This window comes from Terrabacter lapilli (assembly GCF_039531305.1).
Classification (GTDB): Bacteria; Actinomycetota; Actinomycetes; order Actinomycetales; family Dermatophilaceae; genus Terrabacter; species Terrabacter lapilli.
This window is the reverse complement of the sequence record NZ_BAAAPU010000011.1, coordinates 376,452-389,180: the sequence shown is the minus strand read 5'-3', so window position 1 is coordinate 389,180 and position 12,729 is coordinate 376,452. Positions and strand designations below refer to the sequence as shown.

Sequence of the window (12,729 nt, the reverse complement as noted above, 5' to 3'; positions counted from 1 at the left end):
GCCGCGCCCCTCGCCGGGGGCGCGGCGTTCGGGCACTCCGCGCAGGTCAGCGCCGGAGGGCGTCGGCGCGCGTGGACGCCAGACTCCCCTGGCCCGACTCGACCAGGCTCGTCTCCGCCGTGCCGAAGCGGACACCGCGGCGTTCCTTGCCGAGCGCGGTCAGCACGATCACGGCGAGGAACACCGGCACGATCGTCACCGTCAGCGCGAACGGGTAGCCGTGCGTGCTGGCAATGGCCTCCTGGATCGGCAGGTTGAAGGCCGCCAGGCAGTTGCCGAGCTGGTAGGTGACGCCCGGGTAGAACCCGCGGATCTCGTCGGGGCTCAGCTCGGTCAGGTGGGCCGGGATCACGCCCCAGGCACCCTGGACCATGACCTGCATGAGGAAGGAGCCGAGTGCCAGCATGCCGGCGGTGTGCGAGTACGCGAAGAGCGGCACGATCGGCAGGCCGAGCGCGGCACAGAAGATGATCATCACCTTGCGCCCGTAGCGCTCGGACAGCGCCCCGGCGGCGGCGCCACCGGCGATCGCGCCGACGTTGTAGATCACGGCGATCCACGATGCGGTGCTCTTGGCCAGACCCGCACCGCCGTCGTCGGTGGCCTTGAGGAACGTCGGGTAGACGTCCTGGGTGCCGTGGCTCATCCAGTTGAACGCCGTCATGAGCAGCACGAGGAAGACGAACCGGCGCCAGATCGCCGGGTTGGCGAGCAGCTGGCGCACCGTCGTGCTCGTCTGGCGCACCCGCTGGTCGGCCTCGCGCCAGACCTCCGACTCCACCACCCGCGAGCGGATGACGAAGGTGATGACGGCCGGGATGATCGACAGCGCGAACATCCAGCGCCACGACAGGCCCAGCCACGAGTTGACGCCGAGGAACGCCAGCGAGGCCAGCAGGTAGCCCATCGAGTAGCCGCCCTGCAGGATCCCCGAGAAGAAGCCGCGGCGGTCGGTCGGCAGCTTCTCCATGGCGAGCGCCGCGCCGAGGCCCCACTCGCCGCCCATCCCGATGCCGTAGAGCATCCGCAGGAGCATGAGGACGGCGAAGTTCGGCGCGAAGGCGCAGACGAACCCGACGACGCTGTAGAACGCGACGCACGTCATGAGCGGTATGCGTCGGCCGCGCCGGTCGGCCCAGAAGCCGAAGATGAGGGCCCCGACCGGGCGCATGATGAGGGTCATCGTCGTGATGAACGCCATCTGCGGCAGGGACTTGTGAAAGTCCTTGGCGATGTCGGCGTAGATGAGGACGACGAGGAAGTAGTCGAACGCGTCCATGGCCCACCCGAGGTAGGCGGCGAGGAACGAGTTGCGTTGGTCGGACGTGAGCTTCGTCCGAGTCGGCGCTGGTGCTGCCATCCGTGCCTCCCTGAAGTCAGGGGCCGGCGGGGACTCCGTCGGGCCCGCACGACGGCATACCCGAGAACCTGAGAAAACCCTGGGAAGCAGCGCGCCGCGTCCGCGCCTCAGCTGAGCAGGTCCGCGAGCCCGGTGTCGCCCCGGCGTCGCGGGCCGCCGCGCGCGTCGTAGGAGTCGAGGAGCAGCTCAGCCAGCTCGGTCCGGTCGACGAGGTCGAGGCGCACCCACAGGGTGACTCGGAACCGAAAGGTGTCGATCCGCACGAAGGTGGCGCGCCGGTCGGCGAGCGCCTGCTCCGAGTCCATCTCGCGGGTCCACACCTGGACGAGCTCGTTCGCGTCCTCGTCACGTCGCAGGCGAGCGAACGTATGCCGTCCCGCGCGCCATGCCGGCGAGCCGTCGTGGGCGACCACGGGCTCAGCGCCCGGCAGCCGCCCGGCCAGCCCGTCCACGTCGCCCCACGTCGTCACGGCACCTCCCTCACCGGGAGGCTAGCCCGTGCCGCCGCTCGTGGCCTCTCGACGGGTGCAGGGCGGCCAGACGTGGCCTCTCGACGGGGCCGAGGCGGCCACACGTGGCCTCTCGACGGGTGCGGGACGGCCACACGTGGCCTCTCGACGGTGGGGTGGTCGGGTCGGTCAGTGGAAGGTGACGGACTGGCCGGCCTGCATGGCGGCGTACGCCTCCGGGTCGGCCTCGAGCGCGGCACGCCGGGCCCTGCGCCGGTAGCGCAGGATCTGCAGGACGCCGAGCGCCCAGACGGGGTACTGCACCGTCATCCCGACACGGAACGAGTCCACGTCCCAGCTCGACGGTCCCGCGGGCGACACGTGGTCGAGGACCACGCCGACGAGCGCGACCGCCGTGAGCGTGGCGATGAAACCGCCGGTGTTGACGATGCCCGACGCGCTGCCGATGCGCGTCGGCGGGTTGAACGTGCGGGCCAGGTCGAAGCCGATCATCGAGCCCGGGCCGCCGACCGCGATGAGAACCACGAGGACCACGAGCAGCCACAGCGGCGCCCGCCCGGGCCACAGGAGCACTACCGTCCAGGCGGCGATCGCCGCGGCGACGATCCAGAGCACGAGCGTGCTCCGGGAGAAGGGGTAGCGCATCGTCAGGGTGCCGATGACCGGGCTGGTCAGGACGGTGGTGACGACCATGAGCATGAGCAGGACGCTCGCCGTCGAGGCGGGCAGCCCCTGTCCCGAGACGAGGAACGGGAAGCCCCAGAGCATCGTGAACATGTTCGCCGCGAACTGCGACGTGAAGTGCGACCACAGCCCGAGCCGGGTCCCGGGCACGAGCCAGGCGGCCCGGAGCGTGCGGGCGATGGCGCGCAGCCGCAGCTCGTCGCGGTGGTGGTCGGTGTAGGGGCTGTCCCTGACGACGAGCACGAGCGCGACCCCGCTGACGACGCCGACCGACGCGGCGACGGCATACGACGGCGTCCACCCGAAGTGCGCCAGCGCGGCCGCCAGCGGGCCGGCCGCGGCCAGCGCGCCGAGCTGCCCGAGCACGCCGGTCAGCTGCGTCACCATCGGGGTGCGACGCGGCGAGAACCACAGGGCGACCAGGCGCAGCACCGAGATGAACACCATGGCATCGCCCATCCCGAGCAGCACGCGGCAGAGGAGCGCGGCCGGGAACGAGTGGACGAAGGCGAAGCCGAACTGCGCGACGGTCAGGAAGGTGAGCCCGACCCCGAGCAGCTTCTTGGAGCCGAAGCGGTCGAGGAGCGCCCCCACGGGCAGCTGCATCGCTGCGTAGACGAAGACCTGCAGGATCGTGAACGTCGACAGCTGCGAGCTGCTGATCCCGAAGCGCTGCGCCGCGTCGAGGCCGGCGACGCCGAGCGAGGTGCGGTGGAAGACCGCGAGGACGTAGACCGCGATCGCCGCCGCCCAGACCGCCCAGGCGCGTCGGCCGTCGAGCGGGAACCGTTGTCCCGACTGGGTGATGCTCATCCGGTCGGCCGGCTCCTCAGTTCGCGCCGGTCATCGGGATCGACTTCGCCGGGGCCTTGGGCACGCAGTCGACGATCGCCTTGGCGACGGTCTTGCTCATGTCGGGCTGGAAGACGCTCGGGATGATGTAGTTCGGGTTGAGCTGCTCGTCGGTGACGACGGAGGCGATGGCGTCGGCGGCCTTGATGAGCATCTCGGTCGTGACGTCGGTGGCGCGCGCGTCGAGCAGTCCGCGGAAGACGCCGGGGAACGCGAGCACGTTGTTGATCTGGTTCGGGTAGTCGCTGCGACCCGAGGCGACGACGGTCGCGCGCTGGGTCGCCTCGTAGATGTCGACCTCGGGGTCGGGGTTGGCCAGGGCGAAGACGATGCGCCGGTCGGCCATCTCGTCGATCCACTCCGGGTCGAGGATGCGGGGAGCGCTCACGCCGATGAACACGTCTGCACCCTGCAGGCCGTCGCGCAGCGTACCGGTGAGGCCGCGCGGGTTGGTCTTCTCCGCGAGCTCGCGCCAGGCCGGGGTCAGCGACTCGTCGTCCTTGTTGAGCAGGCCGGGGCGGTCGGAGACGGTGACGTCGATGGCCCCCGCGGCGAGGAGCAGCTGCACGATGGCCGAGCCGGCGGCGCCGCCGCCCGACACGACGACCCGCGCGTCGGAGAGCTTCTTGTCGATGATGCGCAGCGCGTTCTTCAGCGCCGCCAGCACCACGATCGCGGTGCCGTGCTGGTCGTCGTGGAAGACGGGGATCGAGAGGCGCTCGCGCAGCTTGGCCTCGATCTCGAAGCAGCGCGGGGCGGCGATGTCCTCGAGGTTGATCCCGCCGAAGCCCGGCGCGATGAGCTCGACCGTGCGGACGATCTCGTCGACCTCGGTCGTGTCGATGCAGATGGGCCACGCGTCGATGTCGGCGAAGCGCTTGAAGAGGGCCGCCTTGCCCTCCATGACCGGCAGCGCCGCCTGCGGGCCGATGTTGCCGAGACCCAGCACCGCCGACCCGTCCGTGACCACGGCGACCGAGTTGCCCTTGATCGTCAGCTTCGGCACGTCCTCCGGGTGGTCGGCGAGCGCCTGGCTGACCCGGCCGACCCCCGGCGTGTAGGCCATCGCGAGGTCCTGGCGGTTGCGCAGGTTGACCTTGGACTCGACGGAGATCTTGCCGCCGAGGTGCAGCAGGAAGACGCGGTCGGAGACCTTGTGGACCCGCACGCCCTCGAGCGTCTCGACGGCGGCGACGATCTCGGTGGAGTGCTCGGCGTTGCTGGCCGAGCAGGTGAGGTCGATGACGAGCCGGTCCGGGTGCGAGTCGACGATGTCGAGCGCCGTCGTGATGCCGCCGCTCTCGGCGACCTTGACCGCGAGCGCCCCGATGACGGCCGGGTCCGTCCCGGCGTGGATCCGCATCGTGATCGAGTAGGAGGCGGTGGTGGCGCGGGCACGTTGGATCGACTCAGTCACGCCCCATATCGTCCCACGATCCGGGAGGCGGACCGGACGTGGTCCGAGGACCGATCAGTAACATTCGTCCCCGCCGCCGGCGCCCCGTCGGGACCGGCCCCGAGGCGCCCGTGGCACACCGAGCCGTATGCCGTCACGCCGCCGCGTGCCGACGTGACCCCAGCGGTCGTGCGCGTTCCCGGCAGGGCCGGGCACACGGCATACGACAATGGGGCGGTGACGACACCCGGCGAGTCGACGCTCGCCCGCACGGACGGGCTGACGAGCGCCGAGGTCACTGACCGGGTCTCGCGCGGCGCGGTCAACCGGCTCACCGAGCGGACCTCGCGCTCGGTCGGCGAGATCGTCCGGGCCAACGTCCTCACCCGGTTCAACGCGATCCTCGGCGGGCTCTTCGTCCTCGTGATGGTCACCGGGTCCTTCGCCGACGGCCTCTTCGGGCTCGTGCTCGTCGTCAACTCGGGCATCGGGATCGTGCAGGAGTACCTCGCCAAGCGGAAGCTCGACCGCCTGGCGCTGCTCAACGCCCCGACGACGCGGGTGGTCCGGGACGGCACCGTCCTGGTCGTCGCGACGCGCGACGTCGTGCAGGACGACCTCATCGAGCTGCGCACGGGCGACCAGGTGCCGGCCGACGGCACGCTCCTCGCCAGCGCCGGGCTCGAGCTCGACGAGGCGAACCTCACCGGCGAGTCCGACCCGGTCGCGCATGACGAGGGCGACGAGATCCTCTCGGGCACGAGCGTCGTCGCGGGCTCCGGCCGCTACCACGCCAAGCAGGTGGGCGCGGATGCCTACGTCAACCGGATCGCCGCCGACGCAAGGAGGTTCACGCGTACGCGCTCGGAGATCCAGGAGTCGATCAACGTCCTGCTGAGGTACATCACGTGGGTCATCGCCGTGGCCCTGCCGATCACCATCTGGTCGCAGTGGCGCACCGTCGGCGACCAGGGCTGGCAGCAGGTGGTCATCCGGTCGGCGGCAGGAGTCGTCGGTCTCGTGCCGGAGGGGCTCGTGCTCCTGACGTCGGTGGCGTTCCTGCTGTCCGCCGTGCAGCTGACCCGGCAGCAGGTCCTCGTGCAGCAGCTGCCGGCGGTCGAGGGTCTCGCCCGGGTCGACGTGGTCTGCCTCGACAAGACGGGCACGCTCACGGCCGGCGACATCGTCTTCGAGGAGGTGTGGCCGCTCGGCGGCCACGACCGCGACGAGATCCGTGGTGCGCTCGGCGCGCTCGCCGACGACCCGAACGCCAACGGCACCCTGGCCGCCATCGCGGCGGCGCTGCCCTCCCCCGGCTGGGAACGCACGGACACCGTCCCGTTCAACTCTGCGCGCAAGTGGAGCGCGGCGTCGTTCGAGGGTCACCCGTCCTGGGTCCTGGGCGCCCCGGAGGTGCTGCTCGCCGCCCAGCCGCGGCACTCCGGACCGGAGGCGGCCGAGGGGGCGCGGGGGGCGTGGGGGGCCGGCGCGATCCGTGCGCAGGTCGCCGAGCTCGCCGAGGCAGGTCGCCGGGTCGTGCTCCTCGCCCGGAGCGAGGGACTGCCGGCGTCCGGGACCCTGCCCGCCGACGTCGAGCCCGCCGCCCTCGTCACGCTCACGGAGCAGGTGCGCCCCGACGCCGCCGCCACGCTCCGCTACTTCCGCGAGCAAGGCGTGGCGGTCAAGGTCGTCTCGGGCGACAACCCCGTCACCGTCGCGGCCGTCGCGCGAGAGGTCGGCCTCGAGGTCGGTGAGCCCGTCGACGCACGCACCCTTGCGGACGACGACCCGGAGGCGCTGCGCGAGGTCCTGCGCACGCACACCGTGTTCGGCCGGGTGACCCCGGAGCAGAAGCGTGCCTTCGTGCACGCCCTGCAGGCCGACGGGCACGTCGTGGCCATGACCGGCGACGGCGTCAACGACGCGCTGGCCCTCAAGGACGCCGACATCGGCGTCGCCATGGGCAACGGAGCGCAGGCCACCAGGGCCGTCGCGGAGCTCGTCCTGCTCGACGGGCGGTTCGCGCACCTGCCCGACGTGCTGGCCGAGGGCCGACGCGTCATCGGCAACGTCGAGCGGGTCGCGAACCTCTTCGTCGCCAAGAACGCCATGAGCCTCGTCGCCATCCTCGCGGCGGCCGTCATCGCCGTCCCGTTCCCGTTCCTGCCACGGCACCTGACCCTCGTCTCGGCGGTCACCATCGGCATACCGGCGTTCTTCCTCGCGCTCGGACCGAACCGGCGGCGCTACCTGCCCGGCTTCCTGCACCGGATCCTGCGCTTTGCCGTGCCGGCGGGCGCCGTGGCGGGCGTGGCGGTCATCGCCGCCTACCTGCTGGCCGGCAGCAGCTACGGCGTCCCGGTGGACGAGTTCGCCAGCCGGTGCTCGGTGCAGCCGGGCTCGGCGGCTGTCGCCGACGTCGCTTGCTGGCAACCGGGCAGCGGCGCCACGATCACCCTGTTGACCGTCTTCTTCTGGATCCTCGCCGTCCTCGCCCGGCCGTTCCGGCCGTGGAAGGCGGCGCTGGTCGCCGCCATGGTCGGGCTCGCCGCCGGGGCGTTCCTCGTGCCGGCGGCGGCGCAGTTCTTCTACCTCGACGCGCCGCTGCCGCTGGTGGGGCAGTCGCTGGCGGTCGGCGTGGCCGGCGCCGTCCTCGTCGAGGTCGTCTACCGGACCTCACCGAGCCTGCAGGCCGCCCACCACGTCCCCGACTGAGCTCCCGCGGCGCTCGCCGAGGTCCGTCGTGGGCCACGCCGACCATGGCTCGCATCGCCTAGACTGTGGCTCGCACAGGGATCCGGCGTGGCCTGTTGGGCGGGTAGGCGCGCACCCGCTGTCGCGTACCCCGCGACCAGAACCGGAGCCGCCTCGTGTCACCCACGGACTCGTACCGCCACCTCTTCGGCCTCACCGGCCGCACCTACATCGTCGTCGCCTTCCTGGCCCGCATGCCGCTGGCGATGAGCCAGCTGGGCACCCTCCTGCTCGTGTCCCAGGCCACCGGCAGCTATGGCGCCGGCGGCGTCTGCGCGGGCGCGCTCGCCGTGGCGAACGCGCTGGGCGCACCCTTCTGGGGCGCGCGGTCGGACCGGCTCGGGCAGCGCCGCGGCGTCACCTTCCAGTCCCTGGCCGGCGCCGGCGGGCTCGTCGCCGTCCTGGTCGTCGTCGGGGCCGGGCTCCCTTGGGGCGCGGCTGGGGTGGCGAGCGCCGTGGCGGGTCTGCTGCTGCCGCAGATCGGACCCCTCGCACGGGTGCGCTGGCGGCCGATCACTGCCGGCACGGGCCCGCGGCAGCCTCGCCTCGTCGACGCCGCCTTCTCCTACGAGGGCGCGGCGGACGAGGCCTCGTTCGTCCTCGGCCCGGCGCTGGTCGGGCTCGGCGTGTCCGTGGCGAGTCCGCCGGCGGCGCTCGCGCTCGCCGCGGCGGCCCTGGCCGTGTTCGGCACCTGGTTCGCGCTGCACGAGACGGCCGTGGCCACCCACGCCGCCACCTCGCAGGCCTCTGGCCCGGTCGGGCGCCTGCTCGGACCGGCTCTCGTGGTGCTGTGCGTCGCGCAGCTCCTCGTCGGCACCGTGTTCGGTTCCGTCCAGACCGGCACGTCCGTGCTCGCGACCGCCGCCGGCTCCCCCGGCCTGACCGGCTACTTCCACGCCCTCCTCGGCGTCGGCAGCGTCATCGCGGGGCTCGCGGTCGCCGGGCTGCCCGCGAGGTGGTCACTGCCCAGCAGGCTGCGCTGGTTCGCCGCGGGCCTGCTCGTGCTCGCGGCCCCGCTGCTGCTCGTCGGGTCGCTCCCCGCCCTGGTGCCCGTGCTGCTCGTCCTCGGCTGCACGGTCGCGCCCTACATGATCACGACGTTCACCCTGGCCGAGCGGGTCACGCCGCCGTCGAGCACCGGGGCCGCCATGACGGTCCTGGCCGCCGCCACCGGGCTGGGCTACGCGGTGGGCGCCGCGCTGGCCGGTCGCCTCGCCGACTGGGGTGGCCACACCCCGGCGTATGCCGTCACGGTCGGCGCGGGCGGCGCCGCGGTCCTCGTGTCGTGGGCCTGCCGGCGGGTCCTCGAGAGGGCGGAGCGGCCGGCGGGCGTCGGACCAGTCACCGATCCTGCCGGCGACCCCGCACCCAGGCCCTCGACCGCGCCTGCCACCGAGGCCTGAGCCGGGGCGGACCGGTCGAAACGAGGAATGTGGGGCTATTTCGTCGAAAACGCTTACAACGGCATACGGCTTCATTAGTGTCACTTCTGTAACACCCCCACGGCTGGCACGCACCCCCCCATCCGCACCAGCCTCGAAGGAGCCCGTCCTGCCCCCGCAGGTGGGCTCCTTCGCAATTTCCGGGGTGGGCCGTGGCGACCCGTCCGTCCGGCCGCTCGGCCGGCCACGCTCGTGATCCACCGCGGACCGAGCCGGGGTGAGTGGCCCGGGACTCCTCGGGACGCGTCATCGCGCTGGTGCTCAGCCGCCTTCGAAGCGTCGGAGCAGCTCGCGGATCGCGGCCATCTCCTCGGCGAGCGCGTGACGTCCGGCACGTGTGATGGTGACCCAGGTGCGCGCCCGCCGGCCGGCGTAGCCCTTCTCGACGTGGACGAGTCCGCTGCCGGCGAGCACCTCGAGGTGCCGGCCGAGGTTGCCGTCGGTGAGGCCGAGGTTCGACTTGAGGTACGAGAAGTCGGCACGCTCGGCCTCTGCGAGCACCGCGAGGATGCCGAGTCGCGCCTTCTGGTGCACGACGTCGTCGAGCCGGCTCGTCGGGTGTGGCTCGTCACGGCCCGACGCGTCGGTGGCCTGCGGGTGGCCGTCGGGTGACGCGTCGGACTCGGTCACGAGACCACCAGCTCGTCGACGTGGCCGGGTGCTGCCCCGGCGCGGCGGTTGCGCACCGCGGCGCCGACGAGGACGAGGCCGACGACGGCCAGGACGGCGAGGTCGGCCTGCACCACGACGTCGACGTCGACGTCGTCCGCCTGGCCGGTGACCCGGAGGAGGTCGCCGAGCCGGTTGGTGAAGAAGCCGAGGTGGGCCATCGTGACGACGACGCCGAAGACGACGGTCCACACGGCGAGCCGTCCGTCGTGCCGGCGCCAGGCGATGAGGAGCAGCGCGATCCCGATGAACGCGGTCGGAGCCATGAAACCCACCATGCCGACCACCGTCGCCAAGGGCGAGAACGGCAGCCCGACGGTCGCCAGGAGGAAGAGCCCCACACCTCCGGCGACCCAGGCACCGGCGCCTGCTCCTGCGCCCAGGCGCCGGCTGCGGACGCCCAGCCAGATACCGATCACGAGCAGGCCCACCGCGCCCGCGAGGCCCCAGTAGGTGTCGGCGAGCTGACCGAGCCGGAGCTCCGTGTCGGTGGCGGCCCTCGACTGGCCGGGACCGAGGTCCGAGGCGATGACGTCGAGCTCGACGTACGACACCACGGCGTACCCGAGCGTGAGGACGCCGAGCACGAACAGCGGCACGGCCAGTCCCTTGGCGTCGCGCCGGGCGACCCGGCGCAGCTGCTCGGTACGGGCGAGCACGGCCTCGGCGGCGGCGACCTCGTCGGGCTGGTTGGCGTTCATGAGCGGCCCCTCGGCTGGAGAGCGCCCCTGCGCGCTCGAGGCGGCAACTCTGCACTGCAGAGTCATCTCGCGTCAAGAGTGAGGGGTGTGCTGGGGCGGCAAGGCCCCGCCCGGAGCGAAGTTCTGTCAGCGTTCGGTCTGACGCGGCAAAATCCGGGCACGAGGTTGAATCCGCCTGCTGCCATTCGACGTGGTGACGAAGCGTCATCACCAACTGTGAAGGAGGACGCCGATGCGCACCCTGATCTCCACCGCGTTCGTCTCGCTCGACGGGAAGCTCGACCCCACCGGCGGCGACCCGGGGCTACACGACACCCAGTGGACCTTCAAGACGGTCGAGTTCCTGCCGGAGGCCTACGAGCTCAAGGGCCGCGAGCAGGAGGCGGCGGGCGCCCTGCTGCTGGGGCGCCGGAGCTACCAGCTGTTCGCGCCGGCGTGGCCCGGCATGGCGGAGTTCGCCCGCTACAAGACCCTGCCCAAGTACGTCGTCTCCACCACCCTCGAGGAGGACGACCTCGTCGATGACTGGGGCGAGACGACGATCCTCCGCTCCCTCGAGCAGGTCGCCACGCTCAAGGAGACCGACGGCGACCCGCTGCTCGTGCACGGGAGCGCCACGCTCAACCGCGCGCTGCAAGAGGCCGGCCTGATCGACCGCTACCACCTGCTGGTGTTCCCGGTGCTGCTCGGCGCCGGCAAGTCACTGTTCAGCGACGCCGACATCACCGCGCAACGGCTACGCCTCCTCGAGCACCAGGTCTACGCCAACGGCATCCAGAAGCAGGTCCTCGACGTCCTCCGCTGACCGCCCCCGGAGGGCTGCGTTGACGTCGTCGGCCGAGTCCAGCACGCCGTTGGAGTCGAGGTCTCCTGCGGCCAGTGCGGCGGCGTACCCAGGCGGGGCCGAGACCTTGTGCACCTGCCACCGTCCGCCGTTGTAGCCCGGCTCGCCCTGTGCGGTGGGGCACCGCAGGGGCATCCGGGGCCACCGTCGCAGGTAAGGCAAAGACCCCCGACTCTGGCGAGTTGGGGGCCTGACCTGTGGTGATGCGTGGAGCCGCTTGTCGGAATCGAACCGACGACCTATTCATTACGAGTGAATCGCTCTGGCCGACTGAGCTAAAGCGGCTGGTCGTGCGGGCTGCGGCGAGCGCAACCGGACACGGACGTTGAGTATACGCACGACCCCCACGGGAGAAAAATCCGCCGACAGAGCCGTCCCGGCGCACCGACGAGGCCGCGGACGGACCCGCCGCGACCTCCGGGAATGCCCGTCCGGTCGGTGCGCCTTGACCCTCAGGAGAGAGCCGACACCGGCTCGTCGACGAACCAGGAGTGGACCCGATGCCAGAGAGCACGAGCAACACCGACGCAGACACCGACGCAGACACCGCCGCCGACACCGCGACGGTCGCCGCCGACACGATGCAGGCCATGACGTACGAGACCTACGGCGGACCCGAGGTGCTGGCGCTGACCCGGCAGCCGCGGCCCAAGGTCGGTCCCGGTGAGGTGCTCGTGCGCGTGCGCTCCGCGTCGGTCAACCCGGTGGACTGGAAGCTGATGTCCGGCGGTCTCGACGCCGTCATGGACGTGCGCTTCCCGGTGGTCCCGGGCTGGGACGTGTCGGGCGTCGTGGAGGCGGTCGGTTTCGACACGCCCGAGTTCTCGGCAGGCGACGAAGTGCTCGCCTACGCGCGCAAGGACTACGTCCACGGCGGCACCTTCGCCGAGCTCGTGACCGTCCCCGTCCGCGCCCTGGCCCGCAAGCCCGCGTCGATGTCGTGGGACGAGGCGGCCGGCCTCCCGCTCGCCGGGCTCACCGCGCTGCGCCTGCTGAACTGCCTCGACGTCGGGCAGGGCGACACCGTCCTCGTCCACGCCGCCGCCGGCGGGGTCGGCTCGCTCGCCGTGCAGATCGCGCGCTCGCTCGGCGCCCGCGTCATCGGCACCGCCTCCGAGCGCAACCACGAACGGCTGCGGGAGCTCGGCGGCGAGCCGGTGGCATACGGCGACGGAGTGGTCGAGCGGGTCCGGGCGCTGGCACCCGACGGTGTCGACGCGGTGGCGGACTTCGTGGGCGGGGTGCTCGAGGTGACCGAGGCCGTGCTCGCCGAGGGCGGCCGGCACGGCTCGATCGCCGACGCGTCGGTCATCGAGGCCGGTGGCCACTACGTCTGGGTGCGACCCGACGGGGACGACCTGACGCACCTGACCCGGCTCGTCGAGAAGGGTGAGCTGTCCGTGCCGGTGGCCCGCACCTTCCCGCTCGCCCAGCTCGCCGACGCCTTCCGGCTCAGCGCCGAGGGCCACGCGGCCGGCAAGATCGTCGTGCAGGTCTCCACCGACTGAGCCGGGACCTCGCCAGGCAGGGTTCCGCTCGCCAGGCAGGGTTCCGCTC

Annotated in this window: 10 protein-coding genes and 1 tRNA gene; 4 read left to right on the top strand and 7 right to left on the bottom strand. The window is 72.1% G+C overall.

The window, feature by feature from the left end; genetic code table 11:
• Positions 1 to 46: 46 nt before the first annotated feature.
• The 4 genes from ABD241_RS19325 to ABD241_RS19310 form a co-directional block, all read right to left on the bottom strand.
• Positions 47 to 1,360, bottom strand: a complete 1,314-nt coding sequence (locus ABD241_RS19325) for an MFS transporter (RefSeq protein ID WP_344066672.1) — start codon at positions 1,358 to 1,360, stop codon at positions 47 to 49.
• 107 nt (positions 1,361 to 1,467) lie between these two features.
• A complete protein-coding gene (locus ABD241_RS19320) occupies positions 1,468 to 1,830 on the bottom strand; it encodes an MmcQ/YjbR family DNA-binding protein (RefSeq protein ID WP_344066669.1) in 363 nt (120 codons plus the stop codon).
• Between the two features lie 168 nt (positions 1,831 to 1,998).
• On the bottom strand, positions 1,999 to 3,327 hold the full coding sequence (locus tag ABD241_RS19315) for an MFS transporter (RefSeq protein ID WP_344066667.1): 1,329 nt from the start codon (positions 3,325 to 3,327) through the stop codon (positions 1,999 to 2,001).
• 16 nt (positions 3,328 to 3,343) lie between these two features.
• On the bottom strand, positions 3,344 to 4,783 hold the full coding sequence (locus tag ABD241_RS19310) for an NAD-dependent malic enzyme (protein WP_344066664.1): 1,440 nt from the start codon (positions 4,781 to 4,783) through the stop codon (positions 3,344 to 3,346).
• 216 nt (positions 4,784 to 4,999) lie between these two features.
• Between ABD241_RS19310 and ABD241_RS19305 the strand changes: the two genes are divergently transcribed.
• Entirely contained in the window at positions 5,000 to 7,477 is a 2,478-nt protein-coding gene (locus ABD241_RS19305) for an HAD-IC family P-type ATPase (protein ID WP_344066661.1), read from the top strand.
• A 155-nt stretch (positions 7,478 to 7,632) separates the two neighbouring features.
• On the top strand, positions 7,633 to 8,919 hold the full coding sequence (locus ABD241_RS19300) for an MFS transporter (protein WP_344066658.1): 1,287 nt from the start codon (positions 7,633 to 7,635) through the stop codon (positions 8,917 to 8,919).
• Positions 8,920 to 9,219: 300 nt separating this feature from the next.
• On the opposite strand, the gene ABD241_RS19295 is transcribed toward ABD241_RS19300, so the two are convergent.
• Together ABD241_RS19295 and ABD241_RS19290 are read right to left on the bottom strand one after the other, a co-directional pair.
• Positions 9,220 to 9,588, bottom strand: a complete 369-nt coding sequence (locus ABD241_RS19295; RefSeq protein WP_344066655.1) for a winged helix-turn-helix domain-containing protein — start codon at positions 9,586 to 9,588, stop codon at positions 9,220 to 9,222.
• The gene (locus ABD241_RS19290; RefSeq protein ID WP_344066652.1) at positions 9,585 to 10,328 is read right to left on the bottom strand and encodes a hypothetical protein; all 744 of its coding nucleotides are present in this window, start codon (positions 10,326 to 10,328) and stop codon (positions 9,585 to 9,587) included. The genes ABD241_RS19295 and ABD241_RS19290 overlap by 4 nt, the downstream gene beginning before the upstream one ends.
• 232 nt (positions 10,329 to 10,560) lie before the next feature.
• Here ABD241_RS19290 and ABD241_RS19285 point away from each other — a divergent pair, with 232 nt between their 5' ends.
• A complete protein-coding gene (locus tag ABD241_RS19285; protein ID WP_344066649.1) occupies positions 10,561 to 11,133 on the top strand; it encodes a dihydrofolate reductase family protein in 573 nt (190 codons plus the stop codon).
• 247 nt (positions 11,134 to 11,380) lie between these two features.
• On the opposite strand, the gene ABD241_RS19280 is transcribed toward ABD241_RS19285, so the two are convergent.
• Positions 11,381 to 11,457: transfer RNA gene (locus tag ABD241_RS19280), tRNA-Thr, on the bottom strand.
• Positions 11,458 to 11,753: 296 nt separating this feature from the next.
• Here ABD241_RS19280 and ABD241_RS19275 point away from each other — a divergent pair.
• Positions 11,754 to 12,680 carry an NADP-dependent oxidoreductase gene (locus ABD241_RS19275; protein WP_344066997.1) on the top strand — a complete coding sequence of 309 codons (927 nt, stop codon included), beginning with the start codon at positions 11,754 to 11,756 and terminating at the stop codon, positions 12,678 to 12,680.
• Positions 12,681 to 12,729 lie beyond the last annotated feature (49 nt).